At 71.6% G+C, this 19823-nt stretch carries 18 protein-coding genes; 7 read left to right on the forward strand and 11 right to left on the reverse strand.

Annotated features, from left to right (window positions below; all coding sequences use genetic code 11):
* Positions 1-177: 177 nt before the first annotated feature.
* Positions 178-951, forward strand: a complete 774-nt coding sequence (locus ACZ5PB_RS05560) for a VOC family protein (protein WP_468687992.1) — start codon at positions 178-180, stop codon at positions 949-951.
* On the opposite strand, the gene galE is transcribed toward ACZ5PB_RS05560, so the two are convergent.
* Both galE and ACZ5PB_RS05570 read right to left on the reverse strand, forming a co-directional pair.
* Positions 926-1999 (reverse strand): UDP-glucose 4-epimerase GalE, encoded by a 1074-nt coding sequence (gene galE / locus ACZ5PB_RS05565; protein WP_468687993.1) that lies wholly within the window; start codon positions 1997-1999, stop codon positions 926-928. The genes ACZ5PB_RS05560 and galE overlap by 26 nt on opposite strands.
* Before the next feature lie 53 nt (positions 2000-2052).
* Complete coding sequence (locus ACZ5PB_RS05570) at positions 2053-3861, reverse strand: AfsR/SARP family transcriptional regulator (protein WP_468687995.1); 1809 nt, start codon at positions 3859-3861, stop codon at positions 2053-2055.
* Between the two features lie 368 nt (positions 3862-4229).
* Between ACZ5PB_RS05570 and ACZ5PB_RS05575 the strand changes: the two genes are divergently transcribed.
* From ACZ5PB_RS05575 to ACZ5PB_RS05590, 4 genes are all read left to right on the forward strand, one after another.
* Positions 4230-4880 (forward strand): LmbU family transcriptional regulator, encoded by a 651-nt coding sequence (locus ACZ5PB_RS05575; protein ID WP_468687997.1) that lies wholly within the window; start codon positions 4230-4232, stop codon positions 4878-4880.
* 176 nt (positions 4881-5056) lie between these two features.
* Positions 5057-5398, forward strand: a complete 342-nt coding sequence (locus ACZ5PB_RS05580) for a hypothetical protein (protein ID WP_468687999.1) — start codon at positions 5057-5059, stop codon at positions 5396-5398.
* Positions 5395-5643, forward strand: a complete 249-nt coding sequence (locus ACZ5PB_RS05585) for an MbtH family protein (RefSeq protein WP_468688001.1) — start codon at positions 5395-5397, stop codon at positions 5641-5643. Before ACZ5PB_RS05580 ends, ACZ5PB_RS05585 begins: the two co-directional genes overlap by 4 nt.
* A gap of 135 nt (positions 5644-5778) precedes the next feature.
* The gene (locus ACZ5PB_RS05590; RefSeq protein ID WP_468688003.1) at positions 5779-7011 is read left to right on the forward strand and encodes a macrolide family glycosyltransferase; all 1233 of its coding nucleotides are present in this window, start codon (positions 5779-5781) and stop codon (positions 7009-7011) included.
* Positions 7012-7045: 34 nt separating this feature from the next.
* On the opposite strand, the gene ACZ5PB_RS05595 is transcribed toward ACZ5PB_RS05590, so the two are convergent.
* From ACZ5PB_RS05595 to ACZ5PB_RS05605, 3 genes are all read right to left on the reverse strand, one after another.
* Positions 7046-8332: an activator-dependent family glycosyltransferase gene (locus tag ACZ5PB_RS05595; RefSeq protein ID WP_468688005.1), complete on the reverse strand. Its 1287-nt coding sequence runs from the start codon at positions 8330-8332 to the stop codon at positions 7046-7048.
* Between the two features lie 78 nt (positions 8333-8410).
* Positions 8411-9628, reverse strand: a complete 1218-nt coding sequence (locus ACZ5PB_RS05600) for a cytochrome P450 (protein WP_468688006.1) — start codon at positions 9626-9628, stop codon at positions 8411-8413.
* Between the two features lie 2 nt (positions 9629-9630).
* Complete coding sequence (locus tag ACZ5PB_RS05605; RefSeq protein ID WP_468688007.1) at positions 9631-10428, reverse strand: thioesterase II family protein; 798 nt, start codon at positions 10426-10428, stop codon at positions 9631-9633.
* 213 nt (positions 10429-10641) lie between these two features.
* Between ACZ5PB_RS05605 and ACZ5PB_RS05610 the strand changes: the two genes are divergently transcribed.
* Together ACZ5PB_RS05610 and ACZ5PB_RS05615 are read left to right on the forward strand one after the other, a co-directional pair.
* On the forward strand, positions 10642-12240 hold the full coding sequence (locus ACZ5PB_RS05610) for a tryptophan halogenase family protein (RefSeq protein ID WP_468688008.1): 1599 nt from the start codon (positions 10642-10644) through the stop codon (positions 12238-12240).
* A gap of 192 nt (positions 12241-12432) precedes the next feature.
* The gene (locus tag ACZ5PB_RS05615; RefSeq protein WP_468688294.1) at positions 12433-13920 is read left to right on the forward strand and encodes a 4-hydroxyphenylacetate 3-hydroxylase N-terminal domain-containing protein; all 1488 of its coding nucleotides are present in this window, start codon (positions 12433-12435) and stop codon (positions 13918-13920) included.
* Between the two features lie 87 nt (positions 13921-14007).
* On the opposite strand, the gene rfbC is transcribed toward ACZ5PB_RS05615, so the two are convergent.
* The 6 genes from rfbC to ACZ5PB_RS05645 form a co-directional block, all read right to left on the reverse strand.
* Positions 14008-14604, reverse strand: a complete 597-nt coding sequence (rfbC, locus tag ACZ5PB_RS05620) for a dTDP-4-dehydrorhamnose 3,5-epimerase (RefSeq protein ID WP_468688009.1) — start codon at positions 14602-14604, stop codon at positions 14008-14010.
* Positions 14605-14606: 2 nt separating this feature from the next.
* The gene (rfbD, locus tag ACZ5PB_RS05625) at positions 14607-15560 is read right to left on the reverse strand and encodes a dTDP-4-dehydrorhamnose reductase (RefSeq protein ID WP_468688011.1); all 954 of its coding nucleotides are present in this window, start codon (positions 15558-15560) and stop codon (positions 14607-14609) included.
* Complete coding sequence (rfbB, locus tag ACZ5PB_RS05630; protein WP_468688013.1) at positions 15557-16543, reverse strand: dTDP-glucose 4,6-dehydratase; 987 nt, start codon at positions 16541-16543, stop codon at positions 15557-15559. The genes rfbD and rfbB overlap by 4 nt, the downstream gene beginning before the upstream one ends.
* A gap of 91 nt (positions 16544-16634) precedes the next feature.
* Positions 16635-17306, reverse strand: coding sequence for a 4'-phosphopantetheinyl transferase family protein (locus ACZ5PB_RS05635; protein WP_468688014.1), 672 nt, complete (start codon positions 17304-17306; stop codon positions 16635-16637).
* A 4-nt stretch (positions 17307-17310) separates the two neighbouring features.
* Positions 17311-18273 (reverse strand): LLM class F420-dependent oxidoreductase, encoded by a 963-nt coding sequence (locus ACZ5PB_RS05640; protein WP_468688016.1) that lies wholly within the window; start codon positions 18271-18273, stop codon positions 17311-17313.
* Positions 18274-18344: 71 nt separating this feature from the next.
* Positions 18345-19811 (reverse strand): aromatic amino acid lyase, encoded by a 1467-nt coding sequence (locus tag ACZ5PB_RS05645; protein ID WP_468688017.1) that lies wholly within the window; start codon positions 19809-19811, stop codon positions 18345-18347.
* Positions 19812-19823 lie beyond the last annotated feature (12 nt).

Consider the following 19823-nt stretch of genomic DNA (forward strand, 5'->3'; position numbering starts at 1 on the left):
CCACCGACCGCGGACCGTCTCGTAACGAGGTCGAAACGGGACGCTCGGCGCGGCCGGGGCGCGCGGCGCGCCGGGGAGTGCAAGCATCTGCACGGGGCACGAATCCGTACCGCACAACGGCGTGCACGCCCCGTAATCCTGTACGGCCACCACGAATGGTCCGAGGAGAAGACGACGATGACCGAGGATGCCGCTCGGCACATGCCCGGCACCCCTTGCTGGGTGAGCCTGATGGTGCATCAGCTGCCCGCCGCCCAGGAGTTCTACGGTGCGTTGTTCGGCTGGGAGTTCCGTCCCGGGCCGGAACAACTCGGCCCGTACGTAAGGGCCCTGCTCGACGGGGCGGAGGTGGCCGGGATCGGGCAGCTGCCGCCCGACCGCCATCTGTCCACCGCCTGGACGCCGTACCTGGCGACGGACGACGCGGGGGCCACCGCCCAGGCCGTCCTCAGTCACGGCGGCACGGTCGCGGTCGGGCCGCTGGACGCGGGCGAGGCGGGCCGGATGGCGATCGTCTCCGACCCCTCGGGCGCGGTCTTCGGTCTCTGGCAGGCGGCGGCCCACCAGGGTGCGGCCGGTGCAGGGGCGCCGGGCACTCCGGTGTGGAACGAGCTGGTGACCCGGGAGACGTCCGAGATCGTCAAGTTCTACCAGTCGGTCTTCGGTTACGACGCGGAGGCGGTGGTCTCCGCCGACTTCGACTTCACCACCCTGCTGCTCGACGGGAAGCCGGTCGCCTCGCTGCACGGCGTGGGGCACGCGCTCCCCCGTGACCGGGGCGCCCGCTGGATGACGTACTTCGAGGTCTCGGACACCGACGGGGCGGCCCGGCTGGTGACCGAGCTGGGCGGCCAGGTGGTGCAGGCGCCGCGCGAGGGGGCCAACGGGCGTCAGGCGGTGGTCTCGGACCCGGAGGGGGCGGTCTTCACGATCGTGGCGTCGGGCGGCTGACGACCGGCCTGTCCGGGCTGCTTCCCTGGCTGCTTTCCGGGCTGCCGGTGGGGCTGTTGGCGGGCTGCCCGGTCCAGGTGCGGGACCAGGCGAGGGCGTCGCGCAGACCGTCTTCGAGGCTGCGTTCCGCACGCCAGCCGAGCAGCTCGGCCGCCCGGTCGGTACGGGTGAAGGCGCCCGGGGAGTCGCCGGGGCGGGGGGCGGCCACGACGGCGGCGACGGGGGTGCCGGCGACCCGGTTGAAGGCGTCGAGGAGTTCGCGGACGGTGGTGCCGGTGCCGGTGCCCAGGTTGATGACGGCCGAGCGTCCTTCGGGTCCCAGTGCGTCGTCGAAGCGGTGCAGGGCCGCGACGTGGGCCGCCGCCAGGTCCCAGACGTGGAGGTAGTCGCGGATGCCGGAGCCGTCGCGGGTGGGGAAGCCGTCGCCCGCGATCCGGAAGGGCTCGCCGCTCTCGTGGGCGTCGATCAGCTTGCCGACGACCTGGCTGGCGCGCGGGCGCTGGGTGCCGGTGCGCAGCTTCGGGTCGGCGCCCAGGGGGTTGAAGTAGCGCAGGGACAGGGTGCGCAGGGGGGTGGCGGCGGTGATGTCGCGGAGCATGTCCTCGCAGATGGCCTTGGAGCGCGCGTAGGGGCTGCGCGGGTCGAGCGGTGAGTCCTCGTCGACGGTGAAGTCGTCGCCCGCGCGGTAGACGGAGGCCGAGGAGCTGAAGACGAGCCGCTCGCAGCCGTTGCGCAGGAGGTGGGAGAGGAAGGCGAGGGTGTCGCTGACATTGGCGCGGTAATAGCCGACCGGGTCGTTCACGGAGTCGGGGACGACGATGAGTGCCGCGCAGTGGATGACCGCCGAAATATCGGGGTGTTCGCGGTATATGCGGTCGACGAGTGCGCCGTCCGTGATGTCGCCCTGGTAGAAGATGCGGCCCTCGGTGAATTCGCGCCGTCCGGTGACCAGGTTGTCGAGGATTACCGGGGTGATCGAGGAATCGAGACAGTACGAGGCGATGCTGCTGCCGATGTAGCCGGCGCCGCCGGAGATCAGAACCTTCATGTTCCTTTTCCCTGCCAGGAGTTCGGTGGGTGGGGGGTGGGAAATTCGGTGTCTCAGGTCAGTGGCATGCCGGTGGCGGCCAGGACGGAGAGCCGGACCAGGGGGTGCAGGGCGTAGACCGGTTCGGTGCGGCGGCGGCCCTTGCGGATGCGGAGCATTCCGGCGTCGACCAGTAATTCCAGCAACCGTTCGGCTTCGGCCCGGGGGACGACGAGTGCGGCGGCGGCGCTGTCCGCGTCGATCTCGGTGCAGTCGACGAGGGCGAGCCGGTCCAGTGCGGCGGCCGTTTCGCCGCCCAGTGCCCGGCGGGCGGACATCAGCAGGGCGCCGACGTCGAGTCCACCGAAGCGCAGCACCTCCAGCCGCCGGGAGGCGTCCGCGAGGCGTTCGGCGAGCAGTTCGGGTTCCAGGTCGGGGCGGCAGGCGAGCCGGGAGCCCACCACCCTGATCGCCAGGGGCAGTCCGGCGCAGTGGCCGAGCAGGGCGCGGGCGGCCTCCTCGGCGCCCGCGATCCGGGAGGGGCCCGCGGTGGCCGCGAGCATCTCCATGGACGCGGTGTCGCCGAGCGGGTCCAGCACGGTGATCCTGGCCCCGTCGAGGGTGGGCAGGGGCGCCCGTGAGGTCACCAGGACTGCGGACTGGGGGGTGTTGGGCAGCAGCGGGGCGAGCTGGGCGTCGCCCGCCGCGTCGTCCAGGAGGACCAGCAGGCGGCGGCCCGCGATCGACTCGCGGTACAGACCGGCCAGCCTGCCGGGGCTGAGGTCGGCGAACTCGCGCTCGGTGTGGCCGAGCGCGCGCAGCAGCACCTTGAGTACGTCGGCGTACGGTCGGACGCTGCCGTCCAGGGCCCTCAGCCGTACGTAGAGCTGGCCGTCGGGGAAGTGCGGGCGGGCGGCGTGGGCCACCCGTACGGCGAGGGCGGTCTTGCCGACGCCGGGCATGCCGAGGATGACGGTGCGCCGGGGCCGCCAGGCGGCCGCTCCCTGGGGGGCGGACCAGGTCAAGTCATCGTAGATCAGGGCCTGTTGTTCCTCCATGCCGGTGAAGTCCGCGATGTCCGGGGGCAGCATGAGGGGGGTGTTGGGGGTGCTCTGGGGATGCGCCGGGGCGGTGGGCGCGGGTTCGGCGGCGCGGAAACTGTCGTCGAGCACGGACTGGTAGACGGCGTTGAGGGCCTCGCCCGGGTCGACGCCGAGTTCCTCGACGAGGATCTTGCGGCCCTGCTGGTAGAGGCGCAGCGACTCGGCCTTGCGGCCGGTGCCGGCGAGTGCGGTCATCAGCTGGCCGCGCATGCGCTCGCGCAGCGGGAACTCCCTTACCAGGCCGGTGAGTTCGGCGACGAGTTGCTGGTGCATGCCGCGTGCCAGGTCGGCGTCGATGCGGCTCTCCAATGTCGAGAGCCGGCTTTCGGTGAGGCGGGGGCCCTCGGCGTCGGCGAGTTCTTCCGTCACGTCGGCGAGCGGCGGGCCCTGCCAGAGGGAGAGGGCCTCGCGCAGCAGCAGGCTCGCGGTGTCGGCGTCACCCGCGGCGAGGGCTTCGCGGCCCGACGCGTTCACCCGCTCGTACGCGTCGACGTCGAGGGTGCCCTCCCCCACGTCGAGGCAGTAGCCGGGCGAGACCCGGCTGATCGAGACGTGGTCGCCGAGCAGGCGGCGGAGCCGGGAAACATGGGAATAGAGCTGGGCGTTGACCGTGGCGGGCGGATCCCAGCCCCAGAGCAGCGTGCTGAGTTTCTGGTCGGAAACCATGTCGCCGCGCGCGAGCAGCAGCGCCGCCAGTACGGTCCGCTGTTTCACTCCGGACAGCGGAATGCGCCGTCCTTCGTGGCGCACCTCGACCCTGCCAAGAATTCGGAATTCCATGACACACCCCCGTCCCGATTCACGCCTCCCCCGAATTACGAATCACGGGGAAGCTAACACGGCGGACCGGCAGGCCGGGATCACTGATTCCCGGTTGTGAACCGAGGTGTGCCGAACCGGAGTTGGCGGGGCCGGGGGAGCGTCCCGTTCCGGTCCGCGGCTGTCCCGCCGGCGGGACGGCGGGGCGCCGAAAGGCATGGACCGGGGGGCTCGACAACGGGAATCATCCGTAACGGCGGACCGTTGACCGGGTGCCCGCCACCACCCACTCCTTGACCGGCCCGTCCACCGGCCCCGTCCACCGACGCGGCGCCAGGGCCATTGACGCAAGACCGGAAACACCGCACTCCATACACAGGGGAAACCGCATGTCGGATTCACGACACGTGCACAGCACTTCGAGGAGTACCGAAGCAGCACCGGCCGCACGGGCGTTACCCGCGGCCGAGGGCCCTGACCAGCCCGTCGCGGAGAGCACCGCCCTCCAGTTGCCGCCCGCCCTGCCCCTGGAGGAGTGGCAGGAGATCGGCCGCAAGATCTTCCAGGCCGCAGACTCGACCTCCTGGTGGCTGGGCGACTGGCTGGCGTACGGCCGTTCCACCTATCCGGACCGCTACCGCCGCGCGGTGGAGGAGACCCAGCTCGACTACCAGACGCTGCGCAACTACGCCTGGGTGGCCCGGCGTTACGCGCCGCGCCGGCGCAGGGCCGCGCTGAGCTTCCAGCACCACGCGGAGCTGGCGGGGCTGCCGGAGGACGAGCAGGAGTACTGGATGGACCGGGCGGAGCGGCTGAACTGGTCCAAGAGCTTCCTGCGCACCCGGGTCAGGGCGGCGCGCCAGGGCGAGGAGCCCAGCGCGGTCGAGTCCCGGGTGGACATCCAGCTGAACCTGCCGCAGGAGCGCCGGGTGCGGTGGAGCCAGGCCGCCTCGGCCGCCGAACAGGACCTGCAGACCTGGGCGATGTCGATGCTCGACGACGCGGCGGCGAGCATTCTGCGGTCGGACGGGGCGGCATAGCCGACGGGTTCCCTGCGCGATGTCCCCGCTTCTCCTTGCGCCGCCCCGCAGGCCCCTCGCGGCGTTCCCGAAAGGGAATTGCCCGGGGCGTGCGGGGCGTCTCCATTCCGTTGCCCCCGCCATGAGGCGGCGGTTACGGTCGGACCGCATCGGCCAATCAGGAGACCGGAGAACCAATGTCGGACAACGAGACCCAAACGGTCAGCGACTCTGCATTCATCGAGGAATTCACCGGGCTCATCCGCCGGACGGCCGCGACCATCTGTGCGGAACAGCCCGACATTCCGGAGCCGGAGGAACTGCGCGACCTGGATTCCTTCTCCATGGTCCAGGTGGTGCTCGATCTGGAGAACGCGCTCGGCATCAAGGTGCTCGAAGAGCTGGAGGGCTTCGACGGGCGTACGTTCCGTGAGCTCGCCGAACTCGTCGAGGAGCTCGCGCACACGGCGGACACCCACTCCGCGCTCGTCGACGCCGTCCGGGCGCGCGTCGCGGAGGAGTCGGGAGCCCACGCATGACCGACAGCACCGCCACGGACAGCACCGCCACGGACGGCGCGGAGGCAACGGACGCCGCGTACGCCGTGGTCGTCAACGACGAGCAGCAGTACTCGATCTGGTGGGCGGACCGCGCCCTTCCGGACGGCTGGCACGCCGAGGGCGTGCGGGGCAGCCGCGAGGAGTGCCTGGCCCACATCGACGAGGTGTGGACCGACATGCGTCCGCTGAGCCTGCGCGACCGGATGGCGGCCGCGGGGATCTGAACCGGGCGTGGTGCGTGCTCCCGGACCCGTGCGAAATCACACGGTGTTCCGGTGGGCACGCATCCGTCATTTCCGGGTTCTTTCTCCTTTCTTCCGGCTGTGCGGCGGCCGTACGGAATCCCTATTGTTCGGCGCATGACTTCCTCGCTCTCCACCGGACGGCCCGCCCACATAGCGATGTTCAGCGTGGGAACCCACGGCCATGTGCAGCCGAACATCGAGGTGATCCGCGAACTGGTCCGCCGGGGCCATCGCGTGACGTATTCCATCACCGAACAATTCGCCGAACTCGTCGCCGCGACCGGTGCCGAACCCAGGATTTACGAATCGTCCCTCCCGCCCCGTGACGAACCCGGCGCCTGGGGGACGGAAATGCTCGACCACCTGCGGCAGTTCCTGGCGGATTCCGGGCGGGTGCTGCCGCAATTGCAGCGCGCCTATGCGGATGACCGGCCCGATCTGATCCTGTACGACCCGGTGGCCTATGCGGCACGGGTCCTGGCCGACCGGTGGCAGGTGCCGGACGTCCAGCTCAGCCCCACGGCGGTCGCCTGGGAGGGGTTCGGCGGCGAGGCGGCGGGCGCGGACGGCGTGAACGGCGTCGGCGGCGTGGACAGTGCGGACCGGTGGCTGGCCGTCAACCAGCTGGGGCTCGGCGGGCAGCGGGACAAGCGGCGGCCCCGGCGCTGCATCGCGCTGATCTCGCGGGCGCTCCAGCCGAACGCGGACCTGGTGGATCCGTCCGTCTACTCCTTCACCGGGCCCTGCCGCCCGGCGAGTTCACATGACGGGGACTGGCAGCGGCCGGCCGGGGCGGAGCGGGTGGTGCTCATCTCGCTCGGCACGATCTACACCCATGCGCCGGAGTTCTACCGGGAGTGCATGGCGGCGTTCGGGGATCTGCCGGGGTGGCACGTGGTGCTCCAGGTGGGCAGGAGCGTGGCTGCCGAATCGCTCGGCCCGGTGCCGGACAATGTCGAACTGCTCACCTGGTTCCCGCAGTTGAGGGTGCTGGAACAGACCGACGCGTTCATCACCCACGCGGGGGCTTCGAGCGCGCACGACGGGCTGGCGTGCGGAGTGCCGATGGTTGCGGTGCCGCAGGCCGCCGACCAGTTCACCAACGCCAGGATGCTTCAGGAGCTGGGGGTGGCCCGGCGCCTGGACAAGGATGCGGCGGACGCGGAGGCGTTGCGCGGGGCGGTGCTGGAACTGCTCGGCGACCCGCGCACGGCCGAGCGGTGCGAGCGGGCCCGGCGGGAGATGGCGGCGGAGGGCGGGGCCGCGCGGGCGGCCGACCTCATCGAGGCGGAGCTCCCGGGGCGGGAGCGGGAGCAGGAACGGGCGCGGGAGCAGGAGAAGGCCTGACACCGCTCCAACCCGGCCCCCGTCCCCGTACCCCCTACACCGCCACCCTGTTCCCCGCCGCCAGGCTCTCCAGTTCCGGTACGAAGTCGTTCGGGTGCGGCATAGCGAGCATTTCCGCGCGCAGGTCCCTGGCGCGGTCGCGGAAGGTGTGCTCGCCCAGGATGCGCTGGATGCTCTCCCTGACGATCGCCCCGGTCGCCACCGAGGAATGGGTGGTGAGGGCGGCTCCCTGCTCGGCCAGCCGGCCGGACAGCATGGGCTGGTCCACGTCCCACGGGAGGGCCAGCTGCGGGATGCCGTAGAAGGCAGCCGTGGAGAGGGTGCCGACGCCCGCGTGGTGGATGACGGCCGAGCAGGTGGGCAGGAGCGCCTGCATCGGGACGTACGAGACCAGCCGTGCGTTGTCGGGGACGCGCCCCAGTTTGCGCTGTGCCGCCTCGCCGACGGTGGCGACCACCTCGATGTCCAGGTCCGCGACCGATTCGAGGATCTCCTCGACGTCGATGGGGAGTCCGATGCCGTGGTCGGTGACCGTGAGGCCCAGGGTGAGCGCCACCCTCGGGCGGGCCGGCGGCTCCCACAGCCAGCGCGGCACGACGGCCGGACCGCCGTACGGCGTGAAGCGCATCGGCCGGTAACTGAGGTCCGGGTCGTGGAACTGGAGGGACGGGGGCAGCATGTCGATGCTGAGCTGTCCGGTGACCAGCTCCTCGGTGAACTCACCGCCGTACTGGCGTGCGTAGCCGCCGAGCCACTCCCCCAGCGGGTCGGCGCCCTTGCCCGTCCCAGCGGCCCCCGCCTGGGCGGAGAGCCGGTTGAAGTGGCCCCGGGTGACGCCGTACACATCGGCGCCGATCAGCAGCCGGCAGTGTGCGGCGCCGACCGCCTGGGCGGCTATCGCGCCCGCGTAGGTCATGGGTTCCCAGACCACGAGGTCGGGCCGCCACTGCTTCGCGTACGCGACGAGCGCCGTGGTGAGCGGGGTGTTCATCATCTTGTGGGTGCTGGCGACCCTGACCCGGTAGCCGTCGCGGAGGGAGTCGAGGGTGAGGTCCTCGGGGCGCATTTCCGCCGCGTCGTACGGGGAGAGCAGGCCGGGCGCGGTGCGCGCGCCCTCGGCGTCGAGGCGGCCGTGCACCTGCCACAGGTCGCGGTCGCTGCCCACCGGGACGGCCGTCAGCCCTGCCTGGTTGATCGCGGCGGTCATCTTCGGCTGGCAGGCGACGCGTACGTCGTGGCCGGCCGAGCGCAGCGCCCAGGCCAGCGGGGCCATCAGGAGGAAGTGGGTGCGTTCCGGGTAGCAGGTGAACAGGATGCGCATGGCGGTGGTTCCCTTCCTTGGTCGGTACGTCGCTGAAGTCCCGCGGCGTCGGGCGGCGTCGGGTGACGGCGGGCGGCTTTACGCGGTGGGCGCCATGGCCCCGCCGCGCAGCAGGCGTACCGGGAGGCTGGTGATGCCCCAGGTGAAGTTGGAGGAGTTGAAGCGGGCGGGGGCGGTGGCCTCGAAACCGTCGAGTACGCCCATGAAGGTGCGGAGCATCGCGGCCAGTTCGAAGCGGGCCATGTGGGCGCCGAGGCAGAGGTGCCGGCCGTGGCCGAAGGCGATGTGGCGGTTGGGTGTGCGGTCGACGCGGAAGGAGTGCGGGTCCTCGAAGAGGTCCTCGTCGCGGTTGGCGGAGATGTTCCACAGGGTGACGCGCTCGCCCTTCGCGATCGGGATGCCGTTGATCTCGGTGTCGCGCAGGACGGTGCGCAGGGCGTGGACGCCGGGGGTGGTCCAGCGCAGGATCTCCTCGACGGCCGCCTTGGCGCCCTCCGGGCCGCGCTCGCGCAGGAGTCGCCACTGCTCGGGCCGGGCGGCGAACTGGTGGATGGCGCCGGCCGCGGAGTAGCGGGTGGTCTCGTTGGCGCCGGAGAGGATGCCGCTGAGGTTGAAGACGATCTCCTCGTCGGTGAGCGGGCGTTGCTCGCCGTCGCCCTCGTCGACCTGGGTGTCGTGGGCGACGATGCTGATGAGGTCGTCGCCGGGGCGGGCGCGGCGGCGTTCGCCGAGGAGCTCCATGAAGTACAGGAAGATCTCGGTGTTGGCGTTGGAGCGCTCCTGTTCGTCCTCGGACTCGAAGGCGTCGGTGGTGAGTTCGCCGATCCACGCCCAGTCCTTGACGGGGATGCCCATCAGGGCGCACACCACCCGGTTGGGGAGCTGTTTGGCGATGTCGATGAAGTCGAACTCCTCGCGGTCCAGGGCCTCCTGGGTGAGTTCGGCGACGACCTTCTCGACGAGGGCCTCGATGTACGGCATGCGCTGCGGGCCGACGGCCTGGTGCAGGGCACGCTTGAGGCGGGTGTGCTGGGGGGCGTCGGAGACGATCAGCATGCGGTTGGCGACGGCGGACACGGCGCCGGGGTGGCTGCCGAGGCGCATTCCGGAGGCGGAGCTGAAGGTCTCCGTGTCGGCGTAGACGCGGGTGATGTCCCGGTGCCGGGTGAGTGCCCAGAAGCCCTCGCCGTCGGGCTCGGGGTGGCGGTGCACCGGGTCGTTGGCGCGGAGCCAGGTGAAGGTGTCCCAGAAGTCGTTCCTGGCGAACGGGGCCGGGTCGAGCAGGTCGATGTGCATGGTCAGGCTCCCGTGGGTACGGAGGTGTGGTCTTCGGCGGCCTCTGCGAGCAGCACCCGCAGGGCGGCCAGCAGCCGCGCGGGCCGGTGCAGGATCGTGTGGTGGCCGCCGGGGACGCGGTGGCGGTGCAGCGGGCCCTCGGTGGCCCGGGCCCAGTGGTCGAGTGCGGCCGGCGGGGCGGTGGTGTCGTCGTCCGCGCCCCACACGTGGAGGGGGACGCGCAGCGCGGGCTCGGTCCGGTGGACGCGGGTGCGGGAGAGCACGACGTCCTTGTGGAGCATCTCCCGGATCAGGTCGCGCAGGAGTTCGTCGCGCAGGGCGGCCCTGCGGACGGGGTCGAGGTCGGGGTCGTCGGCGTCGAAGAGCCGGTCGATCTCCTCGTCACCGACGGCGCCCGGGGCGCCCGGCACGCTCGGCCCGGGTGCCCGGCAGCCGCTCACCACCAGGGCGTACGGAGTGCTGCGGCGCGCCACCTCGTACGCGAGGAGCCCGCCGAAGCTGTGCCCGTACACGACAAGGCCACGCCCGGGGGCGAGCCGTTCGCGGACGGCGGTGACCACGGCGGCGACGGCCTCGTCGAAGGTGGCGGGCATCGGGTCGTGCCAGCGTTCCTCGCGGCCCGGGAGCTGGACGCCCCACACCTCCGCGACGCCCGCGAGGTGCTCCTGCCAGGCACGGAACCGCTGGGCGCCGGCCCCCGCGGGCGGTACGCACAGGAGCACGGGAAGCCCGGCGGGGCGCGCTTCGGTGCCCTCTCCCCGGTGCCGCCAGCTCGTGATCCAGCCGTCCGTGTCGCCCATGCGTGGTGTGCCTTCCCCGTGTCCGTACCGCGGTGTCCGTAGCGCGCCCGGGGCAGTCCCCGCGCAGCGTCCGAGAAGCGTCGGCAGGCCCTCTACCGTTTCTCTACCGGCGGCCGCACGGCGAGCGATAGCCGAGTGATCGACCCCCTTCGGAGACTGATGGCTCGACCGCCGCGGACTCGACCGCTGCGACCCGACACGAGGGTGAGCAACATGAACAGTGGGGACACACGGATTCGGAAGGTCGTCATCCTCGGTGGCGGCACCGCGGGCTGGATGACCGCCGCCTACCTCGGCAAGGCGCTCCAGGACTCGGTCGACATCACGGTCCTGGAGGCACCGAGCATCCCCCGCATCGGGGTGGGCGAGGCGACCGTCCCCAACCTCCAGCGTTCCTTCTTCGACTACCTCGGGATCCCCGAGGAGGAGTGGATGCGGGAGTGCAACGCCAGCTTCAAGATGGCGGTGCGCTTCATCAACTGGCGGACGGAGGGCCGCGGCGAGCCCAACCCGCGTTCCCTGCCGGGTGACGGCCCCGACCACTTCTACCACCCGTTCGGGCTGCTGCCCGATCACGACCAGACGCCGCTGTCGCACTACTGGTTCAAGCGGAAGTACGACGGCGAGTCCACCGAGCCCTTCGACTACGCGTGCTTCCCCGAGCCGCCGGTGATGGACGCCATGCGGGCGCCCCGTTCGCTGGACGGCGAGGCCGCGACGCGTTACGCCTGGCACTTCGACGCCCAGCTGGTCGCCGACTTCCTGAGCCGGTTCGCCACCCAGAAGCAGGGCGTGAACCACGTACAGGACGAGATGGTCCGGGTGGAGCAGGACGAGCGGGGCTACGTCACCGCGCTGCACACCAAGGGCGGTCAGGTCCTTGAGGGCGATCTGTTCGTGGACTGCTCCGGCTTCCGCGGGCTGCTGATCAACAAGGCGCTCGAAGAGCCCTTCATCGACATGAGCGACCACCTGCTGTGCGACAGCGCGGTGGCCACCCAGGTCCCGCACGACGACGAGAAGAACGGCGTCGAGCCGTACACCTCCGCCATCGCCATGTCCTCCGGCTGGTCCTGGAAGATCCCGATGCTGGGCCGGTTCGGCACGGGCTACGTGTACTCCAGCAAGTTCACCTCCCAGGAGGAGGCGACCGAGGAGTTCTGCCAGCTGTGGGACCTGGACCCGGCGGAGACCGAGTTCAACCACGTGCGCTTCCGGGTCGGCCGCAACCGCCGTGCCTGGGTGAACAACGTGGTCAGCATCGGTCTGTCGTCCTGCTTCCTGGAGCCGCTGGAGTCGACCGGCATCTACTTCACCAGCGCCGCCATCTACCAGCTGGCCAGGCACTTCCCCGACCGCACCTTCAACCAGGGTCTCGTCGACAGCTTCAACCGCGAGATCGAGTTGATGTTCGACGACACCCGGGACTTCCTCCAGGCGCACTTCTACTACGCGCCGCGCACCGACACCCCGTTCTGGCGCGCCAACAAGGAGCTCGAACTCCCCCAGAACATCAAGGACAAGATCGCCGCCTACCGTGCGGGCCTGCCCATCAACCCGCCGATCTCCGACGAGTCCACGTACTACGGCAACTTCGAGGCGGAGTTCCGCAACTTCTGGACCAACGGCAGCTACTACTGCATCTTCGCCGGGCTCGGCCTGGAGCCGGACGCCCCGCTGCCCTCCCTCGCCCACAAGCCGGCCTCGGTCGCCGCGGCGCAGCCCCTCTTCGAGGAGGTCAAGCGCCGTCAGCAGCACCTGGTCGACACCCTGCCGAGCGCCTACGAGTACCTCAAGCGCCTGCACGCCTGACCGGGCCCGCTCTCCGGAATCCCCGCACCGGCCGGGGAGCGGCCGCGCCGTGCGGCCGCTCCCCGGCCGGTGTGCTTGGCCCTCGGCGCCCCACCCTCATCACTCATGTCCCCGAGAGAATTGCAGGAACGACAATTGACGACATTCGCAGAGCCGACCGCACCGGCCGGAACCCTCAACGACGTCCGCCCGATGACCGGCGACGAGTACCTCGACTCGCTGCGCGACGGGCGGGAGGTCTACATCCAGGGCGAGCGCGTCACCGACGTCACCACGCACCCGGCGTTCCGCAACAGCGCGCGTTCCATCGCCCAGCTGTACGACGCCCTGCACGCGCCGGAGGCCAGGGGCACGCTCGCCGTGCCGACGGACACCGGCAACGGCGGCTTCACCCACCCGTTCTTCAAGACCGCCCGCAGCAAGCGGGACCTGTACCAGGCCCGCGACGCCATCGTGGACTGGCAGCGGCTGGTGTACGGGTGGATGGGCCGGACCCCCGACTACAAGGCGGCGTTCTTCGGCACGCTCAACGCGCACGCCGCCTTCTACGGCCCGTACGCCGACAACGCCCGCGCCTGGTACAAGCGGGCCCAGGAGCGGGTCCTCTACTTCAACCACGCGATCGTCAACCCGCCCATCGACCGGGACCGCCCGGCCGACCGGGTGGAGGACGTGACCGTGCACGTGGAGCAGGAGACCGACGCGGGGCTGATCGTCAGCGGCGCGAAGGTCGTCGCGACGGGTTCCGCGCTCACCAACGCCAACCTGATCGCGCACATGGGCGCCCCGCTCCGCAAGAAGGAGTACGGGCTGACCTTCACGGTGCCGATGAACAGCCCCGGGCTGAAGCTCATCTGCCGCACCTCCTACGAGTTGCAGGCGGCGGCCGTCGGCTCGCCCTTCGACCGGCCGCTCTCCAGCCGGCTCGACGAGAACGACGCGATCATCGTGCTGGACCGCGTGCTCGTGCCGTGGGAGAACGTCTTCATGTACGACGCGATGGCGGCCAACTCCTTCGCGTCGAAGTCCGGCTTCCTGGAGCGGTTCACCTTCCACGGCTGCGCGCGTCTCGCGGTGAAGCTGGACTTCATCGCGGGCTGCCTGCTCAAGGCCGTCGAGGCGACCGGTACCTCGGGCTTCCGGGGCGTCCAGGCGCAGGTCGGCGAGGTGCTCAACTGGCGGGACCTGTTCTGGGGGCTCTCCGACTCGATGGCGGCGTCCGCGACGGACTGGTCCAGCGGTTCCGTACAGCCCAATCTGCACTACGGGCTGGCGTACCGGACGTTCATGGGCGTGGGCTACCCGCGGATCCGCGAGATCATCCAGCAGAGCGTGGGCAGCGGCCTGATCTACCTCAACTCCCATTCCAGCGACTGGAAGAACCCGGAGATCCGGCCCTACCTGGACACCTATCTGCGGGGTTCGCACGGCATCGAGGCGGTCGACCGGGTCAAGCTCCTCAAGCTGCTCTGGGACGCGGTCGGCTCCGAGTTCGGCGCCCGGCACGAGCTGTACGAGCGCAACTACGGCGGCGACCACGAGGGCATCCGCGTCCAGACCCTGATGGCGTACCAGGCCGGCGGCCAGGCGAACTCGCTCAAGGGCTTCGCGGAGCAGTGCATGTCCGAGTACGACCTGGACGGCTGGACGAGGCCGGACCTGTTCCCCCGCCGGGGCTGAGCACCGGGAGCCACGGGAGGAGCCCCGAAAGGCCGGGGAGGCGAGAGCCTCCCCGGCCTTTGGTCTGCCCGTGGTACGGGGTTCGGGTCACGCGGGGGCGAGCCGCGAGCGGTAGGCCAGGCACTGGGCGTACGAGGGCAGGCTGCCGTCGCGCTCGCGTTCGGCGAGCGTGGGGGCCTCGGTGTCCTTCGCGGAGAGCAGCGGGGTCAGACCGGCCGGCCACTCGATGCCCAGTGCGGGGTCCAGCGGGTGGATGCCGTGTTCGCGCCCCGGGGCGTACCCCTCGGAGCAGAGGTAGACCACCGTCGCGTCCTCGGTCAGGGCGATGAAACCGTGCCCGAGGCCCTCGGAGAGGAAGACCGCCCGGTGGTTGGTGTCGTCGAGCCGCTTGCTCTCCCACTGCCCGAAGGTCGGCGACCCGGTCCGTACGTCGACGACGACGTCAAGCACCGCGCCGCGCACGCACTTGATGTACTTGGCCTGGCCGGGCGGCACGTCGGCGAAGTGCACCCCGCGCAGCGCGCCGCGCCGGGAGACGGACAGGTTGGCCTGGGACAGGTTCAGCTCCTGCCCGGTGGCCGCGCCGAACTCCTCGCTGCGGAACCACTCGTGGAAGTCGCCGCGCTCGTCCGGGAAGACCTTCGGCTCGTGGAGCCACGCACCTTCGATCGACAGGGGTCGCATGGTCAGTTCCTCGCGGATAGAGGGGAGTGGGACTTCGGCGATGGCTGGTCGCGGGCCGCGAGCAGTCCGGGCAGGGCTCGCGCCAGTGCGGCGCGCCAGTCCCCGATCGGCTCGATGCCCGCGGCGCGCCAGCCGCGGTGGCCCAGGACGCTGTAGGCGGGCCGGTGGGCGGCGGTGGGGTAGGCGGCGCTGGTGGTGGGGCGCACCCGTGCCGGGTCGGCGCCGGCCAGCCGGAAGACCTCCTGGCCGAGCGCGCACCAGGTGGTGCGGCCGGAGGAGGTGCCGTGGTAGGTGCCCGCGGGGGCGGTGCCCAGGAGCGCCGCCCGGCCCAGCTCGACGAGCAGGCGGGCGAGGTCGACGGTCCAGGTGGGCTGGCCGTGCTGGTCGTCGACGACGTCCAGGGTCTCGCGTTCGCGTTCCAGCCGGAGCATGGTGGAGACGAAGCTCTTGCCCCCGGCGCCGTAGAGCCAGCCGGTGCGCACGACGTACCCGGTGTCGGGGAGGGCGGCGCGGACGGCCCGCTCCCCGGCGAGTTTGGTGCGCCCGTAGGCGGTGCGGGGGGCGGGGGCGGCGTCCTCCGGGTAGGGCAGGCGGGATTCGCCGTCGAAGACGTAGTCGGTGGAGACGTGCAGGAGCACGGCGCCCGCCTCCCGGCAGGCCCGTGCGAGGTTTTCGGCGCCGGTGCCGTTGACCGCGAGGGCCTCGGGCTCGTGCGACTCGGCGTCGTCGACGGCCGTCCAGGCGGCGCAGTTGACGACGACGGCCGGCCGGTGGGCGCGCAGAAAGGCGTGCACCGACCCGGCGTCGGTCAGGTCGAGTTCGGCCCGGCCCGCGGGCAGCGGTCGCTCGCCCGCGTCGGCCAGGGCGGCCAGTACGTCGCGGGCGAGCATGCCGCGCGCACCGGTCACCAGCCAGGGACCGGGGCGCGCGGCACGGGAGGGGGCGTCCGGTGTCACAGGGCCGCCCGCTGCTTCAGCGGCATCCACCAGTCGCGGTTGTCGCGGTACCACTGCACGGTGCGGGCGAGGCCGTCCTCGATGGCGACGCGGGGCTCGTACCCCAGTTCCTCGCGGATCTTGGTGCAGTCCACCGAGTAGCGGCGGTCGTGGCCCTTGCGGTCGTCGACGTACAGGACGCTGGCGTCCCAGTCGGCGCCGCACTCCTTGAGGAGGAGGCGGGTCAGTTCGTCGTTGGAGAGTTCGGTGCCGCCGCCGATGTTGTACGTCTCACCGGCCCTGCCCCTGGTGCGGACGAGCTCGATGCCCTGGATGTGGTCGTCGATGTGCAGCCAGTCGCGGACGTTGCCGCCGTCGCCGTACAGCGGGACCTTCTGTCCGTCGAGCAGGTTGGTGACGAACAGCGGGATGAGCTTCTCGGGGAAGTGGTGGTGGCCGTAGTTGTTGGAGCAGCGGGTCAGCCGGACGTCCAGGCCGTGGGTGTGGTGGTAGGAGAGCGCCACCAGGTCGCCGGATGCCTTGGAGGAGGAGTACGGGGAGCTGGGGCGCAGCGGGTGCGTCTCGGGCCAGGAGCCCTGCTCGATGGACCCGTACACCTCGTCGGTGGAGATCTGCACGAAGGTCTTGATGCCCGCGCGGTGGGCGGCGTCGACGAGGGTGTGGGTGCCCACGACGTTGGTGCGGATGAACTCGGCGCCGCCGTCGATCGAGCGGTCGACGTGGGACTCGGCGGCGAAGTGCACGACCTCGTCGTGTTCGCGGACGAGCCGGGTGACGACCTCGGTGGAGCAGATGTCGCCCTGGACGAAGGCGAAGCCGGGGTGGTTGCGGACCTCTGCCAGGTTGGCGATGTTGCCCGCGTAGGTGAGGCTGTCCAGCACGGTCACGGAGACGTCGCCGGGGCCGTCGGGGCCCAGCAGCGTACGCACGTAGTGGGAGCCGATGAAGCCGGCGCCGCCGGTGACGAGTATGCGAGTGGTCATGGGTGCTTCCACCTGGTGTGCGGGGCCGCCAAGGGCCGTGGGTCAGCGGACACTTCGGGAATTCGGGCAGTGGTACGAAGAGGAGGGGCGCTCACCGGGGTACGGCGATCGCGGCGAGCAGCAGGCCGTCCTGGGCGAGCCAGCGCCCGTGGAGTACGGGGGGCACGGCGTCGGCGCCTTCGGGGGCGTTCCTGAGCAGCCGTACGCGGAAGACCTGCGGCGAGCGCCGGATGCGTACGGACGCCTCGTGGAAGCCGAGCCACTCCCCGGTCAGCGGCGACCAGACCTTGTAGACCGCTTCCTTGGCGCAGAACAGCAGCCGGTCCCAGTTGATACGGGGGTCGGCCTTGCGCAGGGCGTCGTGGTCGCTGCGTTCCAGGGGAAGGGCGATCCGCTCCAGCATGCCGTCGGGCAGCGGCCGGTCGGGTTCGGCGTCGATGCCCAGGGCGCGCAGCCGGGTGCCGGGGGCGACCGCCGCGCCCCGGTAGCCGGCGCAGTGCGTCAGGCTGCCGACGGTGCCGGGCGGCCAGCCGGGTGCTCCCCCGCTGCCGGGCAGCAGCGGGAACGGGGCGAGTCCGAGGTCCCGTGCGGCACTGCGGGCGCAGTGCCGCACGGTGGCGAACTCGGCCCGCCGCCCGTCCGGCAGCGCGGCGGCGTGGGTGCGCTCCGCCGGGTGGAGCCAGGCGGAGGGCAGGTCCGTGAAGGACTCCGCGACGGCGGCCGACGGCGGGGTGATGCGGGCGAGCAGAGGGGTGGTGGGCACGGGGTCAGCCCCGGCCCGGGGCGAGTGCTTCGACGAGGGCGACGGGGTCGCCGCCGCGCACCGGGAGCGGTACGACGAGCGGGGTGTCGAGACCGGCCGTGTGGTACTCGGAGAGGCGCTCGCGGCACTTCTCCGGGGCTCCGTGCACGATCAGTTCGTCGATGAGGCGGTCGGGGATGGCCTGGCCGGCCCGCCACCAGTGCTCGCCCGCGTCCTGCGCCTGGTGCATGGCGGCGAGGTCGTCGCCCCGGCCGAGCCAGTCCTGGAACTTCCGGTAGGCGGGCACCTGGAGGTAGGTGCTGATCAGCATCCGGCCCACGTTGCGGGCCTCCGCCGCGTCCTCGGTGGGACAGACGAAGACCGGCGCGACGAGTTCCGGTTCCGGTCCGGTGACGGCCCGGATCCTCGGTACGTCGGCGGGGGCGACCCAGTTGGTGATGGCGCCGTCCGCCTCGGCCGCCGCCAGCCGCAGCATGCCCGGCCGCAGTGCGGCGAGCAGTACCGGCGGCGGCTGGACGGGCGGCCTGTCCAGCCGGAACTGCTCGACCGTGAAGGTCGGGTACTCCTCGCTGACCGCCTTGCCGGTGAAGGCGGTCCGCAGGAAGCGCAGGGTGTCGCGCGTCCTGGCGAAGGGTGCGTCGTGGTCGATGGCGTTCCACTTGTGCACGATCCTCGGCGAGGAGGCCCCGATACCGAGGACGAACCGGCCGGGGGCGCAGTCGGCGACCGAGGCGGCGGTCATCGCCAGCAGTCCGGGTCCACGGGTGAACACCGGGACGATGGCGGTGCCGAACCGCAGCCCGTCCGTCCACTGCGAGGCGAGCACCAGCGGGGTGAAGGCGTCGGTGCCCGCGGTCTCCGCGGTCCAGACGTCGGTGTACCCCAGGTCCGGCAGCCGGCGTACCAGCGACCGGTGTTCCAGCAGCGGTACGCCCGGCAGGGGAAGGACGATCCCCCAGCGATTCATCACGTTCTCTCCGGTCTCCGGGTTTTCGTCTCTCCGTGGTGCGGCTCGTGCCGGGGCTCGGCCGCCGTGGCTCAGGCGGCCTCGGCGAGCAGCTGCTCGGCGTGGTCGCGCAGCAGTTCGGCGGCCCGGCGGACCTCGACGGCCATCGGGCGGTCGGCGTCCAACGGCGGGGAGATCCGCGCCAGTTCGGCCCAGACTCCGGTGGCCTCGTCGGCGCGCCCGGTGATGGCGGCGAGCTGTGCGGCGGCCAGTGCGAGGGAGCCGACGGCCAGCCAGCCCAGCTCCAGGGCCTCGCCGACGCCGTTGGCGCCGTTGAGGGCCATCGGGACGTGGTCCTGGTTCCAGCCGTTGGTGGGCAGGGTGGTGAGGGACGCGGGGGTGACGAGCTGGCGCATCCGGGAGATGAAGGAGGTGGCGCTGATCTGCACACCGGCCAGACCGCTGCCCGCGCCGGCCCGGGGGGTCAGCATGATGGGCAGGTCGTTGTTGGTGGTGGGGTTGAGCACGACGCCGAGCTGACGCTCCGCCAGGTAGGCGGCCATGTGCAGGGCGAGGCCGGTCTGCTCGGAGGCGAAGCCGACGGGCATGGCGTGGAAGTTGCCGCCGTGCAGGACCTTGCCCTCGTAGGTGAGCGGGTTGTCGGTGCAGCCGCCCGCCTCGCGGTCCAGGACGTCACCCGCCATGTCCAGCTGGTCGAGTACGGCGCCCAGGACCTGGGGGGCGCAGCGCAGGCTGTACGGCTCCTGGAGGGGGCGGGACTCGTTGCGGGTGTGGCCTGCGGGCAGTTCCGCGCGCAGCCAGCGGGCCACCTTGAGCTGGCCGACCTGGTTGCGGGCCTGGCCGACGCCCTCCTCGAAGTGCTCCGCGTTGCCGCCGAGCAGGTCGGTGAGGCGGGCGGTGAGGGAGGTGACGGCGCGGACCAGGCGCACGGTGGAGCGCTGGTTGAGGATCGAGACGGCGAGGCTGACGCCGGTGCCGTTGACGAAGGCGAGGGCCTCGCGGACGGGCCAGGCCAGCGGCTCCGTACCGAGTCCTGCGAGTACTTCGCGGGCCGGGGCGAGCGACCAGCGGCCGCCCTCGCCCTGTACCCAGGCCTCGCCCTGTCCGGCGAAGGCGAGGGCGGCGTGGGCCAGCGGCTGGAGGTCACCGCTCGCGCTGACCGTGCCGTCGCGGGGGATGGCGGGGGTGAAGCCGGCGTTCCACAGGTCGGCCAGGCGCTGCCAGAAGTCGGGCGAGACCGCGGAGAAGCCCTTGCGCATGCTGCTGAGGCGCAGCCAGACGACGAGGCGGCAGGCCTCGGGGTCGAGGGGGCGGCCCTGGGCGGTGCCGAGGTGGGATATCAGCCCGTTGCCCTGCTCGTCCTCCGACTCGGAGGCGCCGTAGGTGACCAGCGGGCCGAAGCCCTGGGTCAGGCCGTAGACCGGGCGGCCACTGGCGAGGTGGGCGTCGATGGTGGCGGCGCTGGACTTCATCGCGGTGATGTCGGCGTCCGTGAGGGGGCCGATCTTCTCCGGCAGCGGTGCGTGGATCAGTGACACGGTGTTCTCCCT

The organism is Streptomyces sp. NPDC032721 (assembly GCF_055579625.1).

What these genes read in the sequence shown, in the direction of transcription:
- ACZ5PB_RS05560 (WP_468687992.1), top strand. Translation starts at nt 178, where the DNA reads ATGACCGAGGATGCCGCTCGGCACATGCCCGGCACCCCTTGCTGGGTG.
- galE (WP_468687993.1), bottom strand. Translation starts at nt 1,999, where the DNA reads ATGAAGGTTCTGATCTCCGGCGGCGCCGGCTACATCGGCAGCAGCATC.
- ACZ5PB_RS05570 (WP_468687995.1), bottom strand. Translation starts at nt 3,861, where the DNA reads ATGGAATTCCGAATTCTTGGCAGGGTCGAGGTGCGCCACGAAGGACGG.
- ACZ5PB_RS05575 (WP_468687997.1), top strand. Translation starts at nt 4,230, where the DNA reads ATGTCGGATTCACGACACGTGCACAGCACTTCGAGGAGTACCGAAGCA.
- ACZ5PB_RS05580 (WP_468687999.1), top strand. Translation starts at nt 5,057, where the DNA reads ATGTCGGACAACGAGACCCAAACGGTCAGCGACTCTGCATTCATCGAG.
- ACZ5PB_RS05585 (WP_468688001.1), top strand. Translation starts at nt 5,395, where the DNA reads ATGACCGACAGCACCGCCACGGACAGCACCGCCACGGACGGCGCGGAG.
- ACZ5PB_RS05590 (WP_468688003.1), top strand. Translation starts at nt 5,779, where the DNA reads ATGACTTCCTCGCTCTCCACCGGACGGCCCGCCCACATAGCGATGTTC.
- ACZ5PB_RS05595 (WP_468688005.1), bottom strand. Translation starts at nt 8,332, where the DNA reads ATGCGCATCCTGTTCACCTGCTACCCGGAACGCACCCACTTCCTCCTG.
- ACZ5PB_RS05600 (WP_468688006.1), bottom strand. Translation starts at nt 9,628, where the DNA reads ATGCACATCGACCTGCTCGACCCGGCCCCGTTCGCCAGGAACGACTTC.
- ACZ5PB_RS05605 (WP_468688007.1), bottom strand. Translation starts at nt 10,428, where the DNA reads ATGGGCGACACGGACGGCTGGATCACGAGCTGGCGGCACCGGGGAGAG.
- ACZ5PB_RS05610 (WP_468688008.1), top strand. Translation starts at nt 10,642, where the DNA reads ATGAACAGTGGGGACACACGGATTCGGAAGGTCGTCATCCTCGGTGGC.
- ACZ5PB_RS05615 (WP_468688294.1), top strand. Translation starts at nt 12,433, where the DNA reads ATGACCGGCGACGAGTACCTCGACTCGCTGCGCGACGGGCGGGAGGTC.
- rfbC (WP_468688009.1), bottom strand. Translation starts at nt 14,604, where the DNA reads ATGCGACCCCTGTCGATCGAAGGTGCGTGGCTCCACGAGCCGAAGGTC.
- rfbB (WP_468688013.1), bottom strand. Translation starts at nt 16,543, where the DNA reads ATGACCACTCGCATACTCGTCACCGGCGGCGCCGGCTTCATCGGCTCC.
- ACZ5PB_RS05640 (WP_468688016.1), bottom strand. Translation starts at nt 18,273, where the DNA reads ATGAATCGCTGGGGGATCGTCCTTCCCCTGCCGGGCGTACCGCTGCTG.